The organism is Rickettsia endosymbiont of Cardiosporidium cionae (genome assembly GCF_015476335.1).
In the GTDB taxonomy this organism is placed as follows: domain Bacteria; phylum Pseudomonadota; class Alphaproteobacteria; order Rickettsiales; family Rickettsiaceae; genus JADHZC01.
The window spans coordinates 233,093-257,601 of record NZ_JADAQY010000001.1; the positions used below are offsets into that span (position 1 = coordinate 233,093).

Sequence of the window (24,509 nt, forward strand, 5' to 3'; positions counted from 1 at the left end):
TAGATTATATATTAATATTAAATCTAAAGATATATCATATATCAAATGATTCTAAGAATTTTAATAAATCAGCAAATTTTTTTGGGATATCCTGAAAAAATTCCATTATCTTACCACTAGATGGATGTTGAAACTCAATATAAAAGGCATGTAATAGCTGTTCTGTATATAAATTAAGTAAATCACTAATGCTAGAAGATAGTTTAGGTAGATATGTAGTAGCACTTCCTCTATACACAGAATCTCCTACTATAGAATGCTTGATATACTCCATATGTACTCTAATCTGATGCGTTCTCCCAGTTTCTAATCTACATTCTACTAAACTAAATAAATCATTATAAAAATATTTTAATAACTTATAATGGGTAGTAGCATTTCTACCTTTAATATGGCGCACGGCCATCTTTTTGCGATTATGCTTACTCCTAGCAATAGGAAAATTAATACAACCTTGAGAATTAATTTTGCCCCAAATTAATGCATAATATTTTCTAGCAAATGATCTATTTTGTATTTGATGTGATAAATTAACATGTGATTTATTATTTTTGGCTACAACCATTAACCCTGAAGTATTCCTATCTAACCTGTGCACTATTCCTGGCCTTACTATACCACCTATATTCGATAATTCATCACTATGCTGCATCAAAGCATTAACTAGTGTATCATTGTAATGTGCCGCACCTGGATGAACTGTAAGTCCTGTAGGTTTATTCACAATAATTAAATCGCCATCTTCATATAGAATATCTATTTCAATATCTTTTGCTGTGATATCTACAACTTCCTGTAAATCTAACTTTAAACTAATCAAATCATCTGTGTTGATTAAGGTAGAAGAATCATTAGCTAAATGAGCATTTAAAGTAACATTATTATTTTTTATTAATTGCTGTATTTTGGTTCTAGAAATATGAGTATACATTAAAGATAAAGCTTTATCCAATCTCATTTTGTGGTATAAATTAGATACTCTAAATTCTAAATATTTCAACATATTTTATGATTTAAATAGATATAAAAACTGATATTTGATACAATTCGTAAGATATTACAAATATTACTAAGCATAAAAATATTCTACCAGGATAGCAGTATAATAGTAGTTACTTCTTATAAGTCAATTCTGTAAGTAATTTAAATCAACGCAATTTATCTTTCAGCATTTAGTTTATGAATTTCTCTAAAAATAAGCTTTTATATTTCAAATTTTTAAAAGAAGTTGATATTCAATATTATTTCACCAAAAAAAATTGTCTAAGTAATTTAAAAATAACACTAGATAAAAAACAAAATCAACTCAGTAGCGGCAATTTAAGTTGTAGTAAAACAAGATCTTTAAACACAATCAATAATATTCATTACAATATGGTAGGTCACTCAGAAAAAGAATTACAAGATCTAGATAAAAAAACTGTAGAAACTATAGAAATCATAAGAGATAAAATAAAGGATATTTCAGATATAAAACATCTTAAAAAGATGATCCTAAATTTTGATAAATGTGAATTAAAAAAATTTGCATCTAATACAGTATTCAGCGATGGTAACAATAACGCAAAAATTATGTTAATAGGTGAAGCTCCAGGAGCAAATGAAGATAAATACGGTATACCATTTTGTGGAGAGAGTGGAAAATTATTAGACCAAATGTTATCCAGCATCAATATTACAAGATCTAAAAATGCATATATAACTAATACTATATTTTGGCGCCCTCCTGGTAACAGAAAGCCAAGTAGATCAGAAACAGAAATCACAAAACCTTTTGTAGAAAAACATATTAGTTTAATCGATCCTAAACTACTAATATTCGTCGGTAGTACAGCAACCAATACCCTGATGCAAACTAATGATCCTATTAGTAAAATACAAGGAAATTTTTACTCTTATAATAATAGATACCTGAAAAAATCAATATGTACAACAATAATATACCATCCTTCATATTTATTAAGAAATCCTATTAAAAAAAAAGAAACTTGGTTTACTCTAATTAAAATAAAAGAATTTATACAAAAACATAATATATAAAAAATAAATAATTTGTAAAACTTGATATATTCATCAAAATTTTTAATAGTAAAGTATCTTATTTATGAACAAACAAAGTACAAAATTAAATAATCTTATTGAAGAGTTTATTACTGATAATAGCTATACAAAGCTGGACATTAAAAATTTTACTGCTTATATGCTACATAAAAAAGAAAGTTTAATTCCGGTATTAAATTTTCTAAAATTGAACACATATACAAAATTTACTATATTAACAGATCTATTCGTAACAGATTTTATTTCAAAACAAGAAAGATTTGAAATAACATATAATCTATTGAGTTTAAAACTAAATCAAAGACTAATATTAAAATTATCTACGATAGAAAATAAATATGTACCATCTATTGTTTCAGTATTTAAATCTGCATGTTGGTATGAAAGAGAAGCTTTTGACATGTTTGGTGTATTATTTGAAGGATTAACCGATAAAAGAAGAATACTCACAGACTATAATTTTGTAGGGCATCCATTACGTAAGGACTTTCCGCTAACTGGCCATCTAGAACTAAGATACGATACAGATCTCAATACAACAATATATGAACCTGTTAAATTAGAACAGGAATTTAGAGAATTTGACTTCGTATCACCCTGGAAGGGGCCTCAAAAATCTATATTACCAGGAGATGAAAAAGCTACTAAAAAACTAGGTAATGACTGATTGATCTAAGAATCATCTGTTTATAACTAATCTACTTAACTATTTGTGAAGCATATCCTTTAGTATCAAATTTACTTCTTCTACTGTTAGTATGACTATCATTGCTATTTCTCCTATTGTGAATTCATTTTGAAACAGTGAACTTGCTATCTAAAAAGTCATCTCTGTAGGAAAGCACTGCAAAAGTAGTGATGTCACTGATATAGCTATTACGTATATCAATATTTTTAGTGATGAGTTGAAGTTAATATGCTGACCATAAATTTATAGCTAATATTGACAATATTGAGAAAAATCATTCAAAAAAAATCAATTCCTATTTGCTAACATTAAAACTATAATATTAATTCCTCCTTAATGTAATTTATGAATAATTTTGGTGATGTGTTTTAGATTCTTTCTAACTTATCAATTTTCAGACTATCTGTTCATCACATTTATGTAAACTTAAAAAATAATTTGCTAATCTTAGACTCTTTTATATACTTCATGTTTTCTGCTGCAATTTACTAATTTTCGTTTTTTATATAGTTTTAAGACTTAAATACAACAACTAGTAGTTAAAATAAATTATTCTATATGATACAAAAACTTTATAATTGTTAAAGCTTTTTAAGCTTAATATAGTATCCATATTAGTAATCCTTTATATTAATACAATCAATCTCTTACTTATATGGATAATAAAACTGATAAAAAAAATAATGAAAGTTCAAATGCTATTACAGAGCATGCTAAGTTGGAAGAAGATACTAATTCTGTAAGATCTACTTCTTCAGAATATGGTGTTCAGAATGAAAATGAAACTCAGTATAAAAAATCTTATACAGGCAGCGAAATTGAAACAGTAAGTTCGTATGTAAGTTATACACCTAAAGAATTAGCAAAAATCAACGAAGAATTTTTGGAAGCATTTACAAGTGCCTTCTCTGAGAAGGATAGAAGTATTTTACAAAGTGTGCCAGAAATGTATGAATCACTTCAAGAGTATTATACCAATGATCGTACAATGCCAAATGCCTGGACTTCCTTAGTAGCAGAAGTAATGGATGAGATTAATCAAGATTCAGCTATGAAGTTACTGAATCTTGATAGGTTAACACACGATAGAAGGAAAATTGAGGATATAGGATATATTTTTTTAAAAGCAGTACATGCCAAACATTATGAAGTAGCTAACAAGATATTGCAGGATGGCAATGTTAACACTGCTTTACAAGAAGATTATCTGTACAACTCTGCACTAGAACAGGATACAGAAACATTTAAGTTTATTTTGAATAGTTTAGAGGATAAAGATTTTGTTGCAAATAACAGCAAAAAAATATTTTATATGGCAAGTAGGTATATTGGTGATGATGAAATATGCTATTTTCGTCCTGAGTTAATAAAGTTCATTACTGAAGAATTAATAAAATCTCTTGGTATTAAGGAAGCTCTAAAAGAATGTATCAGAAATTCAATAGATTTTGGAGGTAGTCATTGTACTGAACATCAGTTTTTTTCTGCTGTATTGTCGGCTTTTCCAAAACTTCAAAATAAGATTTCAGCAGAAGAAATGTTAACAAAACTTGAAAATGAAGAAAATTATTATCTAAATATAGAAGATAGTGGAATATTGACCTTAAACGAAGAAAATACCGAAAAATGCCTAGGAGAAATACTCATGGAAGCAGATATTGAAAATTGCTAAAAACTTGTTAATTAATCAACATAATAAAATGTTTAACTTGTTTAAGATACCAAAGGTTTCAAAGAGAAATACTCGGATAATAAACCTTTAATAGCAATGAGCACACGAAGATTCTTCTTAGAAATCAAGATCAGATTCTATTAGATATATTGGCAATGCTACTTACAGATACAGAAGGTAATGTCGCTCTGCTGTTTGCATCAATAAAAATAAGCTCGTTATTGCAAATAACGATGTAAAATATACATATGCACAAGATGTTTTAGATATTTTAAAGAATTTCACTTCTCCTACAAAGGACAAATATGTTGAAGAATTTTTTAAAAAAATGTTTAGAAAAATTACGAAATAATTACGAAATTAGAAGAATATAAAATCGAAGATTTATACATAGGAAGTGTAAAGGATGAGCTACTACAATTAAAGAGTGCTAAATAGCCCACAATAACGGGTAGCATCTTTAATAAATTACAATCTTTGTACAGAATGCCTTTGATCTGACAAAAGAAACGATATCAAAAAAGAAAAATTGTAGAAAGTATCAAAAAGAGAGAATGTAGTAGAAGAAGAAATATCGAAAAAATACTAGAAGAAATATATAGAAACATATAATGATTATGAGGGATTACAAAGATATTTTCCAAATTATTACCTGTAAGAGACTATAATCTTTGTTATTAAGTGGTAAATTAATGTTCTACTGACCTATGTGATAGAGTATCATGCTCTGTTAAACCGGTTATCACATTATTCATAGAATATATCCTAGATAATGTACGTTGAAATTCATTGATATATTTACCTGATATATATATAAATTTAGGATCTATTGTTAAGGTCAGATAAAGCCTTGTATCATTAAAGTAGCTGCTATCAATAAAATTAATAAATTTTATAATCATATTTTCTTCATATTCTTCTATAATTCTTATATTTTCTAATATTATTAATCTAAAATATTGGGTAATATGCATGTAATCTGCATAACCTAATGTTTTATTGAATAATTCATTAAAATCTGTAAATAATATATTTTTACTCATATTTTTAAAATAAAGATTTTTATGAATAATATTTATTGTTCCAGGTAATAACTTTAAATTGAGCTGGGTTTTGATATCACTTATCACCTGATTACTATATTGATTAATTGGGTATAGTACACGATTAATATATCGGTGTATTTTAGATATCCTGTAATCTCGATTGTAATTAAAATGGTATATCAAAAAATTTTTATTTAATATTTCAATAAAAGGTTTAAATGCATTATACTGTATGCCGTCTTTATATAGATTAGACGGAGCAATATTATTTGTTGTAAAAATGAATACATGCTTTTTAATAAGATATTGAAATAATCTCATAACAAGCATTGCGTCAGTGATGTCTCTTATTTCAAACTCATCTATACAAAATAATTTGATCTTATACTGCTCTGTAATTACAGATGCTAACTTGGCTATCACATTTATTTCTGGAATATTATGTATGAATTTTAAGTTAAGATGTACAAGTTCCATGAACTGATAATAATGTAAAAATTTTTTCTTACCTTTCACACGATTAAAAAACATTCTCATAATCATAGTTTTACCACTGCCTACTGTTCCATGCAGATATACTCCTCTATATTTATTACCATTTCTTCTGAATAATTTTAGTATTTTAAATAAAAAATTATCACCGTTATTTAGCTCTGTAAGAATCAGATCTAAAAGCTTAAGCATTTTTTGTTGAACAAAATTTAATTTTTGCATATCATCTAACTAGATCTAGTAAATAGTAAAAATTGTTGAATTAACAAGCAATTAGTGATAATTAATATGTTATACTGAATTAGATATAATCTCTATAACAAATACTACATATTCTATAACAATCACCAATATACATTAAGGAAATTAATTATTCATAAAGATATTTTATTATTTGACATAATTTAAAATAAAACATAGAATAACAGGCTCCTAAGGTTTGTTTGTAGCGGTACATATTTGGTATATATGGCTAGATTTCTGTAAATACACAAAGTCTTACTTAGTAAAATGTTGTATAGCTGTACATTGCTATAATCAATAATAATGCGGGATAGAGCAGTTTGGAAGCTTGTCAGGCTCATAACCTGGAGGTCGTAGGTTCAAATCCTACTCCCGCAACCACATCCATTCGTTTTATTTCTTATTTATCAGCAATTTATCACCATGTTAGTATAATATACCTTAATTTATTAATAAATATTGATTAAATTTTTCATTTATATTATAATTGTTAGTAATAAAGCAATCATTAATATACTTAATCAATATTATGCATGTAATTGGTTATTCACAAAACACATTATCCAATCCAAGATGGAATCTTACTAATAATGATACTGATGGAAATACAGATACTACAACTTCTAGCAGTGTCAGGACAACAAACTTACCAGTATTTCCGTTAAATGATACTGATAGAAATACATATACTACAACTTCTAGCAGTGTCAGAACAACAAACTTACCAGTATTTCCGTTAAATGATACTGATAGAAATACAGATACTCCAACTTCTAGCAGTGTCAGAACAACAAACTTACTAGTATTTCCGTTAAATGATACTGATAGAAATACATATACTACAACTTCTGATAGTTTCCGGACAACAAACTTACCAGTATTTCCGTTAAATGATACTGATAGAAATACAGATACTACAACTTCTGATAGTTTCCGGACAACAAACTTACCAGTGTTTCCGTTAAATGATACTGATAGAAATACAGAGACTACAACTTCTAATAGTTTCCGGACAACAAACTTACCAGTGTTTCCGTTAAATGATACTGATAGAAATACAGATACTACAACTTCTGATAGTTTCCGGACAACAAACTTACCAGTGTTTTCGTTAAATGATACTGATAGAAATACAGATACTACAACTTATGATAGTTTCCGGACAACAAACTTACCAGTGTTTCCGTTAAATGATACTGATAGAAATACAGATACTACAACTTCTAATAGTTTTCGGACAACAAACTTACCAGTATTTCCGTTAAATGCTACTGATAGAAATACAGATACTACAACTTCTAGCAGTGTCAGAACAACAAACTTACCAGTGTTTCCGTTAAATGATACTGATAGAAATACAGATACTACAACTTCTAATAGTTTTCGGACAACAAACTTACCAGTATTTCCGTTAAATGATACTGATAGAAATACAGATACTACAACTTCTGATAGTTTCCGGACAACAAACTTACCAGTGTTTCCGTTAAATGATACTGATAGAAATACAGATACTACAACTTCTGATAGTTTCCGGACAACAAACTTACCAGTATTCTCATTAAATGAAACTGATAGAAATACAGATACTACAACTTCTAATAGTTTCCGGACAACAAACTTACCAGTATTCTCATTAAATGATACTGATAGAAATACATATACTACAACTTCTAGCAGTGTCAGAACAACAAACTTACTAGTATTTCCGTTAAATGATACTGATAGAAATACATATACTACAACTTCTAATAGTAATCAGATGATAGATCAACAAGAGTTATTATCATCTGAAACTGCATTTCACAATATATTAGACAATAATCCTAGCCTATCAAGAGAAAATCGAGCAATAAACTTGCCAGCATTCCCATTAAATGATACTGATGGCAACCCAGGTACTATAATTTCTAATAATAATCAAACAGTGTTACCACAATTAAATGAGGAAAATAATAGACTAACATTTGTACCTAGCAATGGTGTATCAACAATATACTACCCACCACGATATTTATATTTGCCAGAAAACACAGATACTACGACTTCTAGCAATGTCTGGACAACAAACTTACCAGTATTCCCATTTAATGAAACTGATAGAAACACATATACTACAATTTTTAGCGATGGCCGGACAAGAAACTTTCTATCATTTCCATTAAATGAAACTGATGGAAACACATATACTACAATTTTTAGCGATGGCCGGACAAGAAACTTACTATCATTCCCATTAAATGAAACTGATCATAATATTTATGAGAATACTTTAAAGCCACAAATAACGCAAATAATAACCCATACTATAGCTGAAGATAATGCTGAAAACATGAATGCACTGCTTTCATTAGTACAGAATGATGAAATTAAATATAAAATTATTAATGATAAAATAATACATGGCAATGAATTAAGTCACTCAAACCTTTTCTTAAATGCTATAGTAAATAAATCGGAAAAGATAATTAATCTATTGTTACAACATAAAATAGATATGGAGCAAACTACTGGGGTAATATTTGGTAGCAACTCTATGCTACATCTATTGGCATCAAATGATGAAGACATAAGCGGAATTGGCATATATGATACTCAAGAAATTGCCGAACAAAATATAGAGATTATAAATAAAGAAAAAAGAATAATTAATCGGATTTTTGATTATCTGGTATCAAATTTCTTGGAGGATACTCAAAAAAATATCTTAAATTTGAAAAACACTCAAGGAAACTCTGTAATACATACATTATCAATTAATAAAAAAAATTATCTACTAAAAATGTTTACAGAAAATGATCAAATACAAAGAAAAATAAATTTTAATATTACAAATAACGATGGTGAAACTCCACTAACATCTGCAATTAAGTCAAATAATGAAGTTGCAAAGGAATTATTAGAAAATATTAATCAAAATCAATAATCTAGTAATTTGAATAATTTAGAATTAATAGTTAATAATTTTGCCATGACAATGTTTGTATTTTTTATTAGATCCACAAGGGCAAGGGCTATTTCTAGAAATTTTTTTCTTTACTAAAGGTGAGAGCTGACCTTTAGCAGATAAATCATCCTTATTATCAATATTTCTGTGCATAGTAATATTTGACAAATTATCATTCTTAAATTCACTAATATTATTTGCTAAATACTCGATATCAATATTCAGATAACATAACCTACTGACAAGTAACTGATACAAATTAGTCAACATGATTTCAAATAATTTAAAAGCTTCTTTCTTATATTCATATAAAGGATCTTGCTGAGCGTAAGATCTCAAATATATACCCTGCCTTAAGTGATCTAAACTACTAAGATGTTCTTTCCACACTTGATCTAAAGTACTAATAACAAGATACCTACAAGCTTTTGAAAATAATTCTATACCATATTTTTTTTGCTTAGCAACATAGATATTTGTAATGCTATGGTTCAAGATATCAATTATCTCTGTAGGTTCGCTATATTTTTCCTTTAAATCTTCAACAGAAATTTTTATTGAAAATAAGTTATATAGTATTTTCGATAATTCTTCTAGATTCCATTCTTCTTGATGGCTATTTTTAGGAATATACTGAAAAACGATAGCTGGTAACGCCTGAGAAATCATGTTATTCACTAGTATTGTAATATCTTCATTTTCTATAGCGTCATTTCTTTGATTATAAAATATCTTACGTTGCTCATTCATTACATCGTCAAATTTCAATAAGGATTTTCTCATTTCATAATGATTTGCCTCCACTTTTTTCTGAGCTTTTTCAAGGGAACTACTAATCATAGGGTGATATATTGCTTCTCCATCTTTTAACCCTATTTTTCTTAAAATATTTGAAATACGCTCTGAAGCAAAAATTCTAACTAAATCATCCTCTAAAGAAAGGAAAAATTTGCTCATACCAGGGTCACCCTGGCGGCCAGATCTACCCCTTAATTGATTATCGATTCTACGACTTTCATGCCTTTCTGTACCTATTACGTAAAGCCCTCCTAAATCTATTACCATCTTTTTTTCTTGCGAAACCTGGGTACAGATATCTTCCTTTTTTTGTATAGTAATATCTTTTTTACTACTACGAGCTAGTGAATTAATAATCATCTCTTCATTACCTCCTAGCATTATATCAGTCCCCCTTCCTGCCATATTAGTGGCTATAGTTACGGATTTATAACGACCTGCTTGAGCAATAATATGTGCTTCTTGCTCATGGTTTTTAGCATTCAGCACATTATGTTTTATAGCATTTTTATACAATATTTCTGAAATAGTCTCTGACTGTTCTATATTTACAGTACCAATTAAAACTGGTTGTCCTTTAGCATGCAATTCTTGTACTAGCTTTAGTATTGCTGCATATTTTTCCTTTTTAGAACCATATATTTCGTCATCAAGATCCTTTCTTTTGCTTTTATTATGGGTAGGAACAGATATCACGTCTAAATTATATATATCTTTAAACTCTGCTGCTTCTGTCATTGCTGTCCCAGTCATGCCTGATAATTTATCATACATACGAAAATAATTTTGAAAAGTGATTGAAGCAAGCGTCTGACTTTCTTCTTGTATAGGAACCTTTTCTTTAATTTCTATAGCTTGGTGTAGCCCTTCTGAATATCTACGACCTTCCAATGCTCTACCTGTAAATTCATCAATTATCATAATTTTAGAATCTTTAACAAGGTAATCTACATCTTTAGTCAATATAAAATGCGCCTTCAAGGATTGGGTAATGTAATGCACCAAATATAAATTTTCTAAATCATATAAAGAATGACCAGCTGTAGTAATAATTTTAGCAGTTTTTAACATATTTTCTACTCTATTAATGCCAGATTCTGTAAGATTAATAGATTTAACTTTTTCGTCTTTTTCAAAATCTTTATCACTAAGAGAATTGACTACAGCATCTATTTTGCTATAAAGATCTAATTTATCATTTATTGAACCAGATATAATAAGAGGAGTCCTAGATTCATCAATTAATATGGAATCTATTTCATCAATAATTGCATAATTTAAATTGCTTTGTACTCTGCAATCAGATGAAAATTGCATATTATCGCGCAAATAATCAAATCCTAATTCATTATTAGTAGCATATAATATATCGCATTTATAAGCTTTTTGCCGCTCTACATTATTTGTTTCAGATGTAATACACCCAACAGTTAAACCCAAAAACTGGAAAATCTGTCCCATCCATAAAGAATCTCTCCTAGCAAGATAATCATTAACTGTCACTATATGTACAGAATTACCTAAAACTGCATTTAGATAAGCAGATAATGTTGCTACTAAAGTTTTACCTTCTCCTGTTTGCATCTCAGCTATTGTACCTTTGTGCAAAATTATACCACCTACTAACTGTACGTCAAAATGTCTCTGACCAATAACCCTTTTAGCAGCTTCCCTTACTAAGGCAAAAGCTTCATGTAATAAAGCATCTGTACATGACTTACTGTTCATTAGTTTATCTTTTAACATACGCGTTATATTAGAAAATTCGTAATCTTGAAGGTCTAACATTCTGCACTCTAAAGAATTAATATGATCTACATGAGTACGAAGCTTATTAACTAACCTATCATTTGAAGTACCAAAAATTTTCGACAATATCTTTCTCACAGTATAACCACAATTAATCTGTAAATAGGAATAAACTATATAAATATTTTACATAATTAATGCTTGTAATATAACAAAGTAAATCTTAACAAACAATAACCATATTAGCAAATTACATTCCCCATATAAAGTAGAATATAATAACCGTCATAAATTATTGAAGTTGACTTTAATATGAATTCAAGATACAAATGTGGGTGGCGTGTTCATTAAGGATCACTAAAATATTTCTTAGATTTTGAGATACTTGGTATAGAATAATATGAAAACTAAAATTAAAAATATAAAGAATACATCAATAATAGTCTTGATTTTTGCATGTATTGCATTATGTATCATAGCAAATTTTAACTTCACGTTTGCTGCAAAACCTGAAACAATAGCTACTTATAACTGTAAAGATGGCAAAACTGTTAATATCACTTTAGAAGATTTATTAGAAGGAGCATCACGTGATGAATATAAAAAATATGAAAAAGAATGGAATGCAGAAAACAACAAAAGTAAACAAAATCTGATCTTAAATTTGGTTGTATACCGTAAGTTACAGTCCGAAATACAAAAATCTAACCTAGAAAAGTCAGATGAGTTTAAAAAAATCCTAGATCAAGCAAAAAAAAGTATATTATTAGAAATATTCATAAAAAAAACTGTGGAAAATTTAGTTACTAATGAAATGATAGAAACAACATACCAAGATGTTGTAAAATCTCTCAGAGAAAATAGAAGTACAGAGGTGAATCTCAGACAAATATTGGTGGATACTGAAGCACAAGCTAAAGAAGTAGTAAATAAATTAAAAAAAGGGGCTAATTTTATAGAATTAAGCAAAAAATATAATTCTAAAAAAAATCAAGCTGAAAATGTTAACAATATAATTGAAACTGGTTATATGCAAAAAGGTCAGTTTATAAGCAACGAATATGAAAAGATAGCATTTATACTGAAAAAAAATGAATTTTCTAACCCTATAAAAACTGACTTAGGTTGGTATGTAATACAAATGATAGACTCAAGGAGTGTAGCACTGCCTTCAGAAGAACAATTAAGAGAATATGCAAAAGATGCCACTAATAAAAAAGTTGCTGATAATTATATCAAAACCATAACTCTAGAAGAAGAGTCAAAAATAGTTTTTAAGTTCTAGCAGTGATTATTGGATTATTAAAATAAATTGACAATCTTATAGATTACTATTAGTTAGTATATATTAAAATATAAAACTATAGTCTATCTTCTTGCATAAGCTTAGTTTCTACCATAATTTTGAAAATTAATATAGAAATTGATGCGTCCTAGTATGATTTCTTTTATAACTAAGTAACAAATTTAGCATGTAAATTATGAGATTATGGCAAAAAGTTATTATAGGATTGGTTCTCGGTATATTATCTGGTATATATTATCCACAATACTCAAAATTGCTAGAACCACTCGGAGTCATGTTTCTAAACCTGATTAAAATGACTATACTACCATTAATATTTTTCACTATTATTTCTGGTATAACAAGCGTTAGTGATCCTAGGTCTCTTGGAAGAGTAGGCGCAAAATCAATATTTGCATATTTTAGTACTACCTTTTTTGCAGTAATATTTGGATTATGTGTAGCAATAATATTAAAACCAGGTAAAGGGTTAGATCTAGGCATTGAATTCTTAAACTATACTCCAAATATGACTAGCCATTTCGATTTAGTATATTTTATAGTCAACATAATACCTAATAATATTGTAAATTCTTTTACAAATAACAACATATTACAAGTAGTGTTTTTTGCGATTTTTACGGGTATTACTATAAATAAAATGCAGTCAAAAAATGCCGCAATAAAAAATTCTGTTGCAGTGCTTTCTAAATTATTCATAAAAATGATATCTCAGATAATTTTATTGTCACCCTATGGATCATTTGTTTTAACTGCATGTGTCATTGCAAACCAAGGAACAAGTATAATTTTTTGTTTATCTAAGCTGATAATAGCTATTGTTATAGCTATGATATTACAGTATATAATATTTGGCATACTTATAGTATTATTTGCGCGTATTTCACCAATACCTTTTTACAAAAAAAGTATAGATTATCAGTTAATAGCATTTTCTACTGGTAGCAGTAAAGCAAGTTTAGCAACTACTATGGATGTATGTATTAATAAACTTGGTATTTCTAATTCTAGTACTTCTTTTATCTTACCTCTTGGTGCATCTATGAACATGGACGGCATGGCCATAAATTTAGGATTAACTACTATATTTTTTGCTCAAACATTAGGCATAACACTCTCTTATAACGATTATATCATTATAATAATGATGGCAACACTAGGATCCATAGGGGGGGCAGGTATCCCGGGGGCTTCTTTAATAATGTTACCTATGGTACTATCATCAGTTAATATTAATATAGATAGCATAGCACTAATAGCAGGTATAGATAGGATTCTTGATTTATTAAGAACCGTTATTAATATAACAGGAGATGCAACTATTACTTTGATAATAGACAAAACTGAAGGCACTTTAGATGAAAAAACATATTATAATAATTTGTAAATGTTTAATATAGAGATAAAATACTGTTTTGTGTTATAATGTATAGTTGTATATATTCTGGATGGTTCTGCATATAAAAATAGAAGCCTATATGTTTAAAAATATAGTTGTACCAATTGATTTGCTGGATAATTGTTCTCGTAGTCAGTCTGTAATGTCTTCTGCATTGAAAATGGTAAGTGATTTTCACTCTAAAATACACATTATAAATGTTATACCGAATTTTGGAATTCAGATGTTAGAAGATTATTTACCAAGAAATTGGATAAGAGAACAAAAAAATGTTTCACTAAAAAAATTAAAAAATATTGTAAATAATTCTATATATGATAACAGTGTAGAAGTAGAATATTATGTATCTAGAGGAGTAATTTATGATGAAGTGATAAGATACTCTGAACAAGTAAATGCTGATTTAATAATGGTTTTAGCAATACGACCACAACTAGGTAATTACATGCTAGGATCAAATGCTTCAAAAATAGTAAGACACTCATCCATATCTGTTTTAGTGATCAGAGAATAAATATCAGGGTTTTACTACTAATTCATTAAACTCACTGAGTGTAGAGATGTTGAAAAGACTGACTTTTGACTTTACTGTGGTGTGGTGATCACACTTTAAGATATACCAAGTTAAAACACCTATTACTACATTAATATTCAGTAACAGCACTCAGCTCGTAGTAAGCTTATAACTCTTAATTCTATCTTCAATTTCACTTCTAAAATGTCTAATTAACCCCTGGATAGGCCAGGCTGCCGCATCTCCTAAAGCGCATATACTATTACCACCTGCCACTTGATATGTAATTTCTAATAATTGATCAATCTCTCTAATTTCTGCATTACCCTTAATAAATCTATTCATTATTCTCCACATCCACCCTGTTCCTTCTCTACAAGGAGTACATTGTCCACAAGACTCATGCATATAAAATTTACTAATCCTTGCAATGGCATATATAATATCAGTAGATTGATTCATAACTATTACTCCACCTGTACCAAGTGCTGAGCCTACAGAATGTAACGAATCAAAATCCATACTTAAGTCACCGCACATATCTTTTGGTATCAATGGTACAGATGACCCTCCTGGAATTATTGCTTTAAGATTTTCCCACCCTCCTAAAACACCTCCAGCATATTTTTCTATCAATTGCTTAAGAGAAATTCCTAACTCTTCTTCAACATTGCAAGGATTATTAACATGACCAGAAATAGAAAACAACTTTGTACCTGTACTGTTAGGTTTTCCTAAAGATCTAAACCAACTTGATCCTTTCCTTAATATTGTAGGTACTAGAGCTATTGATTCTACATTATTGATAGTAGTAGGACAATCATAAAGCCCTTTAGATGCTGGGAAAGGAGGCTTTAGCCTAGGGTGTCCTCTTTTTCCTTCGAGGCTTTCAAGCAAAGCTGTTTCTTCTCCACACACATAAGCCCCAGCTCCACGATGCAAATAAACATCAAGATTATAACCAGAATTACAAGAATTCTTACCTATTAATCCTAAATTATAAGCTTCATCTAACGCATTTTGCAATATAAATGACTCTCTAAAGAATTCCCCTCTTAAATATATATAACAAACATGGGCGCCTATAGCAACTGAAGCAAGCAAGCAACCCTCAATTAATTTATGAGGTTCATACCGTATTAAATCCCTATCTTTACATGTACCAGGCTCTGATTCATCTGCATTCACTACTAAATAAGAAGGTTTGTCACTATCTTTAGGCATAAAAGACCACTTAAGACCTGTATAAAAACCTGCTCCACCTCTACCTCTTAATCCTGAATTTTTAATTTCATTTACTATCCAATCCCTACCTTTAAGTATCAAAGATCTAGTACTTGACCAATCAGCTCTTTTCATAGAGCTACTGACATCTATATTATATTCGTTATATAAATTATGAAATACTTTATTTGCATACAACATTGCTACCGAACGAAAGAAATATAAAAATACCTAAAATAGAAAATGCTATAATTCTACAATATATGCAAGAAGAACTACTAAAGCCCTAATAATCAAGCGTTGATATTAACTTTGACCAATCTTAACCATCTTATGTTTGTCACGATTCCACGTATAATGAGTATTAACCACCTTGATCTCTGTGACAACAACATCCCCACTTGGTAATTGTGCTACGTCAAATCCTCTTTGTAAAGAATCCAATATCAAAGAAGTAGAACGACATATATACCTAATATCAGAAAATATATCAACCTTATCACTCTTTAGATCACTCTCAGAATCCACTATTTCACTAAAATCTTCTTTCTTTTCTATACTCATCTTATAAAAAATTTCATATTCATACAATTAACTGACACAAAGCATAGTAACACTACTAGATAAAATTATCAAGGAATATCAATTTGTTAGTATCTAACATTAATAAATTCAAAAATAAACAGCTATAATATAACTACGAACATATTATTTCCTTACTGCATTATTAACTACAATATTCCAAGTTAATAAATTGTTATGTTTATCTTTAACCAATTCACCAGAATCATAATATTCTGCAGCCAAACAAGACTTAAAATTATCAATAAACTTTACAGGCCTAACTTTTTGATTATTATAAAAATAATCTAATGACTGAGAACGACCTGAAGGATTATTTTTAGAACCAATTTTAGCTTTACTCATAATAAAAACGACAAAATAATTAATTAATAAAATACATTTAACAACAAAACTATATGCCCAACATAATATAACTATTCTCTTACAATTTTTTTATATTCCGAGATAACAGAATCTGTAGTTATATTATTAGGAAATAATAATTTACCAACTTTACTCAAAGTATCAATACAAGCAACTGCTTTCACCTCTACCGAACTACCGGTAACAAAACAAGTATCATAATCTACCAGCTGATCTAATGTAAGATCTAATTCACGAACAACAAAACCTAATTTTTTAGCTATTTTAATTATCACCTGTCTAGTAATGCCATTTAAACAGTTACGAACGGTAGGTGTAACTATTTCATTAGATTTAGCAAAAAAAACATTACTAACGCTGCACTCTGCAACATAATTGTTCAGATCTAAAAATAAACAATCATCATATCCATTAGAGAGCGCCAACTCCTGTTCAGGCACAGACATAATATAGCCTGCAGAAGTCTTACTTTGTATTGGTATAGAATCACAATGGATTTTCTTCCATTTTGAAACACAAAGCTTCATAGGTGTAGGAGAAGTTATAGAATCCTCATTAGAAAATCGTAATGCCAATATTGCTACATCTGCAACTGTATTTTGTACTTTATCACTAATCCTTAAAGAAGAAGTGCTACGCCAAACTATAGGCCTAACATAAGCATTATACAAATTATTCTTAATTATTAACTCTTCACTAGCATTAATAATTTCATCTACACTATACTTAATTTTTAAATTTATAGATAAAGCTGATCTTAATAATCTTTCTGAATGTTCCCTAAGCTTGAATATTTTACCATTATACGCCCTTTCTCCTTCAAACACAGAACCGGTATAATGAAAACTATGTGTTAATAAAGAAATATTACATTCTGAACTAAGAACAAACCGTCCATTTAGCCAAATAAATTGAGCTAAGTTATCCATTTCACAATACTAGCATTAATTAATTCAAACAACTGGGCTGATTATAATCAATTCTTGTATCATTAGCAAGAATTCTTACCAATGATTCTAAAAAATTAATGAAATAAATTATAGAATTCCAAGATAATCATTAATAAAAAAAATGTAGTAAAAAATTTCAATATATTTCTACTATTACAATATTTCATATTAGAAAATAATTTATTTTTATGATGACCATAATAAAATAATATCACAGGCAATATACCATTTAAAATAATTTCACCAAAACCTCCAGCAATGCCAAGTATAGTATAGAAAATATCAGGATTAAACATAGCCAAAACGCAAGGTGGTATAAGTACTATTAATGTTAAAATTAAATGTTTTTTAATATATCGACTATTAAAATAATTCAAGAAAATACTATCATTTAAGAAATCTAAAACAGAAAATGCAACACCTAACATTGAAGTACTAATAGCAAAAATGGCAAAATATTTCAATAATAACGCTACAATAGTATCAGTTTTAAATACCAACGCTATACTTGAACCGGTAAAAAAATATTGTTCTATTAATGATTTATCAATAGAGCCTATTATCACCCATTCCCATGCTATATAAATCAATAACACCAACATAGTCCCGGAAAATATCGATATCCTAATATAACGTGTATTATAGTCTAATAATCTACAAATATAAGGGATAATATTATGATATCCAAAAGCCCCAAATAATATAGGAACTCCAACAAAAATATTAGCAAAATCTAAATTGATTAAATTACCGTGTATTACATCACGAGATTGTATTGTGATTAATATTATCAATATCAAACATAAAAATAATGACATTAAAATATTTGATTTACCTATTAATTTTTCACCTAAATATATCAAAACAATAAAAAAACATAAAAAAATAATATAACTCAAGAAAATATTTGGTATTGATAAAAGCTCTCCTAATATTGGTACTCCAGCTGCAAAATAGGCTATCATCAAACAATAATAAAGAAACAAAAATATAAAACTGACTAGAACGCTATATTTCTTACCTAAAAATCTATAAACTATAGAAGGCAATTTTTGATCTTGATGTTTATTCCATACCACCACCTCAGATAAAATGATACCTGTACAAAACATAATATACCACACTGCTACAGTGGTGATTGCAGATATAATAAAGCCAGATCTACCAATAGATAGTGGTAACCCCAACATACCAGCGCCCACTGCTGTACCTAAAATCATTAATACAGCATTAACAATCTGAAAATACATGAAAACTAAAAATGCTTATATAGATAAGATATGAATTACAGTTATTCAGCAGAATATAGCCCATTCACCACATCTTCTTCAATAAGAGAAGCTGAAGCGACGTGATTATCTTTATCTGTATTAAATAATTTCACTCCACTACTAACACGCCCAGTAGCTCTGATAGCATCTAACCTTGACCTTATCACTTGACCTTTATTAGTGATAATCATTATTTCATTTTTTATATTTGCTTTGATAGCTAATGCTACTTGACCAGTTTTTTTTGAAATACTCATATTAATAACACCCTGCCCACCTCTAGATGTAACACGATATTCATACACAGAGCTACTTTTAGCTATCCCATTTTCTCCTATAGTAAGTATAAAATCTTCAGATTGAGCCATTTCTAAAATTTTGCTAAATTCCAGATTTAAACTAGAAGTATCTATATTAGATTTTTTAAGAATTGATTCTAAATTACTAGATCCAAAATTTTCTATATTACTCATAAATTTAATACGTTTGATAAATGGTATTGATAAATATGCCTCGCGTTCTTGGATGTTTGTATTCAAACCTTGAATAATTTCCATAGATATAACTGCATCTTTATCCTGTACTAGCTTTATTCCCTTTATACCTCTAGAAGTTCTGCCCTTAAATACCCTAATACTATTTACAGGGAAACGTATAGCCTTACCAAATCTAGTAGCTAAAAATACATGCTCATTTTTATTACATACTTTAACATCAACCAACTTTTCGCCATTTTCAAGAGATATAGCAATTTTGCCACTAGATAAAAGCTTAGTAAAATCTTGTAAAGCATTTCTCCTAACTAATCCACTAGAAATGACAAACATAAGATATAAACTATCCCAGCTATTTTGATCTTGGGGCAATGGCATGATAGTTGTAATTTTTTCACCAGATTGCAACGGCAATAAATTAATTATAGGCTGCCCTCTACTTTGTAGATTCCCTAACGGTAATTTATAAAATTTTAAACTATAAACCTTACCTATATTAGAAAAAAACAATAAACTACTATGGGTATTATCTACAAATATTTTTGTAGTAATATCTTCATCTTTCATTAGTAACCCTGCTCTACCCTTACCTCCTCTTTTCTGAGATTTATAATGAGCTAATGGTACACGTTTAATATAACCACTATGAGTTACTGTTACCACCATATCTTCTTTTTCTATTAGATCCTCTAAATTATGTTCTATATCTTCTAAGTAGATCTCTGTTAATCTTGAAGTATTGAATTTTTCTTTTACTTCTAGCAACTCTGATTTTAAAACAGATAATAATGTATCTCTAGAACTTAAAATGTTAATATATTTTGATATTTCATTTTTTAAAAACCTCAGTTCCTCTTCGAGCTTATTTTTTTCTATCATTGTCAAACGCTGTAATTTCATATCTAAAATTGCCTTAATCTGGTGCTCTGTTAAAGCAATTTTATTATTCTTGATTGTCACTAAATTTTCATCAATCAACATAATGATATCAAGAATATCAGTACAATCCCAAAATTTCTCTAATAACAAGCTTTTAGCTTCTGCTACACTAGCTGAATTTCTAATAATAGAAATCACCAAATCAAGATTATTGATTGCAATCATCAACCCAACCAATAAATGGGCTCTATCTTTAGATTTATTTAATAAGAAAATACTGCGTTTCGTTACTATTTCCTCTCTAAACTCTATAAATGCTGCTATAATCTCCTTTATATTCATTACTTTAGGCATATTTTTATCAAGGGCTAGCAGTGTGATTCCAAAACTACTTTGCAGCGGAGTATAAGAATATAGTTGATTAAGTAATAATTTTGGATTTGCATATTTTTTCATTTCAATTACTACCCTTATACCATCTTTATTTGATTCATCTCTGATATCACTTATGGAAACAATTTTCTTATCCTTGACTAAATCTGCAATTTTTTCTATTAACTTAGATTTATTAACCATATATGGTATTTCAGTGATAATAATAGTATTTTTATCATCAGCATTATTTTCTATATTGCATCTCCCCCTACAAGTTATAACGGATTTACCAGTTAAATATGCTTCTTGAATTGACTTAGCGCCTAATATTACCCCTCCAGTTGGAAAATCCGGACCTTTTATAAATTTCAACATATCAATTATGTCAATGTCATGATTATCGATATATGCCAAACAAGCATCGATGACTTCTCCTATATTATGCGTAGGAATATTGGTAGCCATACCAACAGCTATCCCCCCACTACCATTGACCAACAAATTAGGGAATACAGATGGCAGTACCCTAGGCTCATACTCAGAGTCATCATAATTAAGAGTAAAATCCACTGTATCTTTATCTATATCAGAAAGCAAAGAGGAACTAATTTTTGCCAATCTAGATTCAGTATATCTCATTGCAGCCGGAGCATCTCCATCTACAGAACCGAAATTCCCTTGGCCATCAACCAGAGGAATTCTAAGAGAAAATTCTTGAGCCATCCTTACTAAAGCATCATAAACTGCAACATCTCCATGAGGATGATATTTACCTATGACATCACCTACGATTCTGGCAGATTTTTTATAAGATTTATCATGGCTATAGCCCCCAGAGTGCATCGCGAATAAAATACGACGGTGAACGGGCTTCAATCCATCTCGTACATCAGGTATAGCTCTGCTAATAATTACGCTCATTGCATAATCCATGTAGGAGCGTTGCATCTCAGTTTCAAAACTTATAGGTAAAATATCTCTATCTGTTGATTCTAAATTATCATCCATATCTAACTATTTAATCTGTATAAATATTAAAACTATATGTATCAAAACAACAAATACTTGCAATAAAAACTGATACAAAACATTGAATAAATCTTTTTAAGATGCTAGATCTACACCCTAGATTTTCTATGCACCACAGACAACATTCTATTGCTATTAACAAAAGATTACAATAAGATAATTGATAATTTTGTTTATTTAATCTATAGTAAACAAATAGGAAAATAGACAAATAATATCAATTAAAATCCTCCAATTAATAATCTTGATAATTGAGTCAATAAAAATTACTACTAAAACTCTACAAATAACATCGATAATATTGTTAAGTAATTTTCATATATAGATACATAAATGTCACAGATTAAAATTATTTCTATATTTTATTGAAAAAAATACTAGATAAATTGATAAAAAAACATTATATTACGTGGCTGTCTAACTGTACTTAGTTAAAAACTAAAACATTTAGATGATAAATTGTTAATCTTATTCAATTAAACTTATATAAATAAACAGAATGAAAATTAAAAAAATACTAATACAATGCGGTATGTTGTCATTACTCTCTACAACAATTTTAGCAGATACAAATAATACTGCTCCAGATAGAAACGGGGTATATCTAAATTTCGGAGGTGGGATTAAATTTTTCTCTAATAAATTCAAACTAGTAAGTGAAAAAGGAACAAAGGATTTCAGTTCCAAGGTTGCCCCTATGTTTTTTGGAGGGATAGGATATAGTTTTTCAAATAGATTTGCAGCAGAGTTGAATTACACATACTATGATTTACCTTTAAAAAAATTTTCACTCTCTAAGAACAAACAAGAAGACATCGATAACTTTCTAAGAGTTACAGGTATAGATTCGCAGAATGAGGATGGCAACAAATTGAAATCACAGCAATTTAAATTCACATCTCATGCAATAATTATAAGCGGAAGATATAACTGGAATAATGAAGATTTCGGACCTATAAAATTGTCTTCTAAATTAGGTATAGGAATAAATTTTATGAACTTTAGTAGTAATACAAAATTATCAAATCCTAACGATAATAGCACAGCAATAACTGAAATTAATATGCAAGGCAAAAATGCAGTAGGTTTTGCTGCAACTGTTGATAACATTGCGTCAATACCTTTATCAGATAATGTAGATTTAGACTTGGGTCTACAAGTTGCTTTTTTAGGTAAACCTTCTGATAAAATAAAGAGCGTAAAAATTAAAGGCAATAACCTTGACTCAGAATCAACAAAAAAGTTACAAGAAGTGATAAAAACAGGATACAATGAAGCTCCAGAAATTAAATTTAAAAATAGAACTGTTGCTATGAGTGTACTTCTAGGTCTCAGGGTACATCTATAAAAAGATATGATTATAATAAGTTAAGTAAGAAGTAAAAGAAGTAAAAAGGGTAGGTTAGCCCCATTGTAGCACATAACTTACTTTGGCTGCAACTGCCCTTTTTAGGAGTTATTAATCAAATTAATTGTTGTTGTTATTTAGTAAATTTTAAAAATCGCTGATTTCACTTAGATAGATATTACATATTTTTTTTGAACCTCTTATATTTTATTATATTAATAAATATTAATTTTTTGATTGAAATAAAAGTAAATATATTTTAATATATATTTATACGGTGAATGAAAATTGTTAAGTTTACTGAACTAAGCAATAGTTTGTAATGTTTTTTCTCTCAGTAGTTATATTTATTATATCAATTCTATTGAATCCAACTGCTATATTTAAAAATATACTACCTTATAACTATCACATTCAAAAAGCTGACCTTAACACTGACTTTGTTTTAGATAATCTTATTGGGGCCTCTCAATTAAATAAAGAAAAACTAAATATATGCCCTATCACTCAGCTAAATGGAAGTGAAAAAGATAACGAATACCTGTATCTAATACTAAGCATCATTTTAATAAAATTAGCCCATAATAAAGTTATATGAAATATATTGCTAGTATATTATAGATCAACCTAAATCATGTTTTTTATCCTTATCAGCGTGATTTTGTATATAATACTCGTCAAGAGATGATTGCTCTGATTTTTTTTCTTGCTCTATTTGGATTTGTATATTATTCGCTAGCAATGTTTCATATTGCTTTAACTCAGTAAAATGCTTTAATAACTCATCTTGAACCAACGCTAGTTTATTGTTAATATCGGCAATTTTATTAAGTAAATCTGTATTTAAAGAATCTGTAGATGAGATATAATCATTCAATATAGGTAAATATTCTGGTGAATAATATTTTTGGATTTCATGTTTTTGATTATCCTGTAAGATGCATAATTGGCTTTTTAATGAATCTCTATTAGTATTGTATTTTCGAATAACATTTTGTAGTTCTAATATATCATTTTTTTTGATTTTGATTAAATTGTTTAGAGTATTACTGTGATTCACTAAACCCATAAACTCA

19 protein-coding genes and 1 tRNA gene are annotated in these 24,509 nt (G+C 28.6%); 10 read left to right on the top strand and 10 right to left on the bottom strand.

Annotation, left to right across the window (positions count from 1 at the left end; all coding sequences use genetic code 11):
• Positions 1-34: 34 nt before the first annotated feature.
• On the bottom strand, positions 35-1,003 hold the full coding sequence (locus IHI24_RS00945) for an RluA family pseudouridine synthase (protein WP_194966197.1): 969 nt from the start codon (positions 1,001-1,003) through the stop codon (positions 35-37).
• A gap of 176 nt (positions 1,004-1,179) precedes the next feature.
• Here IHI24_RS00945 and IHI24_RS00950 point away from each other — a divergent pair, with 176 nt between their 5' ends.
• The 3 genes from IHI24_RS00950 (at position 1,180) to IHI24_RS00960 (ending at position 4,421) form a co-directional block, all read left to right on the top strand.
• A complete protein-coding gene (locus tag IHI24_RS00950) occupies positions 1,180-2,040 on the top strand; it encodes a uracil-DNA glycosylase family protein (protein ID WP_194966198.1) in 861 nt (286 codons plus the stop codon).
• Positions 2,041-2,104: 64 nt separating this feature from the next.
• The gene (locus IHI24_RS00955; RefSeq protein WP_194966199.1) at positions 2,105-2,728 is read left to right on the top strand and encodes an NADH-quinone oxidoreductase subunit C; all 624 of its coding nucleotides are present in this window, start codon (positions 2,105-2,107) and stop codon (positions 2,726-2,728) included.
• A gap of 676 nt (positions 2,729-3,404) precedes the next feature.
• A complete protein-coding gene (locus tag IHI24_RS00960; RefSeq protein WP_194966200.1) occupies positions 3,405-4,421 on the top strand; it encodes a hypothetical protein in 1,017 nt (338 codons plus the stop codon).
• A 689-nt stretch (positions 4,422-5,110) separates the two neighbouring features.
• On the opposite strand, the gene zapE is transcribed toward IHI24_RS00960, so the two are convergent.
• Complete coding sequence (gene zapE, locus IHI24_RS00965; protein WP_194966201.1) at positions 5,111-6,181, bottom strand: cell division protein ZapE; 1,071 nt, start codon at positions 6,179-6,181, stop codon at positions 5,111-5,113.
• Positions 6,182-6,506: 325 nt separating this feature from the next.
• Between zapE and IHI24_RS00970 the strand changes: the two genes are divergently transcribed.
• Both IHI24_RS00970 and IHI24_RS00975 read left to right on the top strand, forming a co-directional pair.
• Positions 6,507-6,583: transfer RNA gene (locus IHI24_RS00970), tRNA-Met, on the top strand.
• A 148-nt stretch (positions 6,584-6,731) separates the two neighbouring features.
• The gene (locus tag IHI24_RS00975) at positions 6,732-9,128 is read left to right on the top strand and encodes a hypothetical protein (RefSeq protein ID WP_194966202.1); all 2,397 of its coding nucleotides are present in this window, start codon (positions 6,732-6,734) and stop codon (positions 9,126-9,128) included.
• A gap of 24 nt (positions 9,129-9,152) precedes the next feature.
• Here the strand turns inward: IHI24_RS00975 and secA are convergent, their stop codons facing one another.
• Entirely contained in the window at positions 9,153-11,834 is a 2,682-nt protein-coding gene (gene secA, locus IHI24_RS00980; protein WP_194966203.1) for a preprotein translocase subunit SecA, read from the bottom strand.
• Between the two features lie 262 nt (positions 11,835-12,096).
• On the opposite strand from secA, the gene IHI24_RS00985 reads away from it, so the two are divergent.
• From IHI24_RS00985 to IHI24_RS00995, 3 genes are all read left to right on the top strand, one after another.
• Positions 12,097-12,981 (top strand): peptidylprolyl isomerase, encoded by an 885-nt coding sequence (locus IHI24_RS00985; RefSeq protein ID WP_194966204.1) that lies wholly within the window; start codon positions 12,097-12,099, stop codon positions 12,979-12,981.
• Positions 12,982-13,177: 196 nt separating this feature from the next.
• A complete protein-coding gene (locus IHI24_RS00990; protein ID WP_194966205.1) occupies positions 13,178-14,389 on the top strand; it encodes a dicarboxylate/amino acid:cation symporter in 1,212 nt (403 codons plus the stop codon).
• A 61-nt stretch (positions 14,390-14,450) separates the two neighbouring features.
• Positions 14,451-14,915, top strand: a complete 465-nt coding sequence (locus IHI24_RS00995) for a universal stress protein (protein ID WP_194966206.1) — start codon at positions 14,451-14,453, stop codon at positions 14,913-14,915.
• A gap of 150 nt (positions 14,916-15,065) precedes the next feature.
• On the opposite strand, the gene nuoF is transcribed toward IHI24_RS00995, so the two are convergent.
• The 6 genes from nuoF to gyrA form a co-directional block, all read right to left on the bottom strand.
• The gene (gene nuoF / locus IHI24_RS01000; RefSeq protein WP_194966207.1) at positions 15,066-16,340 is read right to left on the bottom strand and encodes an NADH-quinone oxidoreductase subunit NuoF; all 1,275 of its coding nucleotides are present in this window, start codon (positions 16,338-16,340) and stop codon (positions 15,066-15,068) included.
• A gap of 105 nt (positions 16,341-16,445) precedes the next feature.
• Positions 16,446-16,703 carry a DUF2671 domain-containing protein gene (locus IHI24_RS01005; RefSeq protein WP_194966208.1) on the bottom strand — a complete coding sequence of 86 codons (258 nt, stop codon included), beginning with the start codon at positions 16,701-16,703 and terminating at the stop codon, positions 16,446-16,448.
• A 144-nt stretch (positions 16,704-16,847) separates the two neighbouring features.
• The gene (locus IHI24_RS01010) at positions 16,848-17,066 is read right to left on the bottom strand and encodes a hypothetical protein (RefSeq protein ID WP_194966209.1); all 219 of its coding nucleotides are present in this window, start codon (positions 17,064-17,066) and stop codon (positions 16,848-16,850) included.
• Between the two features lie 71 nt (positions 17,067-17,137).
• Positions 17,138-18,016 carry an aminotransferase class IV gene (locus IHI24_RS01015; RefSeq protein WP_194966210.1) on the bottom strand — a complete coding sequence of 293 codons (879 nt, stop codon included), beginning with the start codon at positions 18,014-18,016 and terminating at the stop codon, positions 17,138-17,140.
• Positions 18,017-18,111: 95 nt separating this feature from the next.
• Complete coding sequence (locus tag IHI24_RS01020) at positions 18,112-19,287, bottom strand: aromatic amino acid transport family protein (RefSeq protein ID WP_194966211.1); 1,176 nt, start codon at positions 19,285-19,287, stop codon at positions 18,112-18,114.
• A 41-nt stretch (positions 19,288-19,328) separates the two neighbouring features.
• Positions 19,329-22,064 carry a DNA topoisomerase (ATP-hydrolyzing) subunit A gene (gene gyrA, locus IHI24_RS01025; protein ID WP_194966212.1) on the bottom strand — a complete coding sequence of 912 codons (2,736 nt, stop codon included), beginning with the start codon at positions 22,062-22,064 and terminating at the stop codon, positions 19,329-19,331.
• A 520-nt stretch (positions 22,065-22,584) separates the two neighbouring features.
• On the opposite strand from gyrA, the gene IHI24_RS01030 reads away from it, so the two are divergent.
• Both IHI24_RS01030 and IHI24_RS01035 read left to right on the top strand, forming a co-directional pair.
• The gene (locus tag IHI24_RS01030) at positions 22,585-23,433 is read left to right on the top strand and encodes a hypothetical protein (RefSeq protein WP_194966213.1); all 849 of its coding nucleotides are present in this window, start codon (positions 22,585-22,587) and stop codon (positions 23,431-23,433) included.
• 322 nt (positions 23,434-23,755) lie between these two features.
• Positions 23,756-24,031 (top strand): hypothetical protein, encoded by a 276-nt coding sequence (locus IHI24_RS01035; protein WP_194966214.1) that lies wholly within the window; start codon positions 23,756-23,758, stop codon positions 24,029-24,031.
• Positions 24,032-24,055: 24 nt separating this feature from the next.
• Here IHI24_RS01035 and IHI24_RS01040 read toward each other — a convergent pair whose 3' ends face one another.
• Positions 24,056-24,502 (bottom strand): flagellar FliJ family protein, encoded by a 447-nt coding sequence (locus IHI24_RS01040; RefSeq protein ID WP_194966215.1) that lies wholly within the window; start codon positions 24,500-24,502, stop codon positions 24,056-24,058.
• Between the last annotated feature and the right edge of the window lie 7 nt (positions 24,503-24,509).

Coding starts and splice junctions, on each gene's coding strand:
- nuoF (WP_194966207.1), bottom strand. CDS start 16,340: ATGTTGTATGCAAATAAAGTATTTCATAATTTATATAACGAATATAAT.
- IHI24_RS00995 (WP_194966206.1), top strand. CDS start 14,451: ATGGTTCTGCATATAAAAATAGAAGCCTATATGTTTAAAAATATAGTT.
- gyrA (WP_194966212.1), bottom strand. CDS start 22,064: ATGGATGATAATTTAGAATCAACAGATAGAGATATTTTACCTATAAGT.
- IHI24_RS00950 (WP_194966198.1), top strand. CDS start 1,180: ATGAATTTCTCTAAAAATAAGCTTTTATATTTCAAATTTTTAAAAGAA.
- zapE (WP_194966201.1), bottom strand. CDS start 6,181: ATGCAAAAATTAAATTTTGTTCAACAAAAAATGCTTAAGCTTTTAGAT.
- IHI24_RS00955 (WP_194966199.1), top strand. CDS start 2,105: ATGAACAAACAAAGTACAAAATTAAATAATCTTATTGAAGAGTTTATT.
- IHI24_RS01010 (WP_194966209.1), bottom strand. CDS start 17,066: ATGAGTAAAGCTAAAATTGGTTCTAAAAATAATCCTTCAGGTCGTTCT.
- IHI24_RS01020 (WP_194966211.1), bottom strand. CDS start 19,287: ATGTATTTTCAGATTGTTAATGCTGTATTAATGATTTTAGGTACAGCA.
- IHI24_RS01030 (WP_194966213.1), top strand. CDS start 22,585: ATGAAAATTAAAAAAATACTAATACAATGCGGTATGTTGTCATTACTC.
- IHI24_RS00975 (WP_194966202.1), top strand. CDS start 6,732: ATGCATGTAATTGGTTATTCACAAAACACATTATCCAATCCAAGATGG.
- IHI24_RS00960 (WP_194966200.1), top strand. CDS start 3,405: ATGGATAATAAAACTGATAAAAAAAATAATGAAAGTTCAAATGCTATT.
- IHI24_RS01035 (WP_194966214.1), top strand. CDS start 23,756: ATGTTTTTTCTCTCAGTAGTTATATTTATTATATCAATTCTATTGAAT.
- IHI24_RS00985 (WP_194966204.1), top strand. CDS start 12,097: ATGAAAACTAAAATTAAAAATATAAAGAATACATCAATAATAGTCTTG.
- IHI24_RS00945 (WP_194966197.1), bottom strand. CDS start 1,003: ATGTTGAAATATTTAGAATTTAGAGTATCTAATTTATACCACAAAATG.
- IHI24_RS01040 (WP_194966215.1), bottom strand. CDS start 24,502: ATGGGTTTAGTGAATCACAGTAATACTCTAAACAATTTAATCAAAATC.
- IHI24_RS01015 (WP_194966210.1), bottom strand. CDS start 18,016: ATGGATAACTTAGCTCAATTTATTTGGCTAAATGGACGGTTTGTTCTT.
- IHI24_RS00990 (WP_194966205.1), top strand. CDS start 13,178: ATGAGATTATGGCAAAAAGTTATTATAGGATTGGTTCTCGGTATATTA.
- IHI24_RS01005 (WP_194966208.1), bottom strand. CDS start 16,703: ATGAGTATAGAAAAGAAAGAAGATTTTAGTGAAATAGTGGATTCTGAG.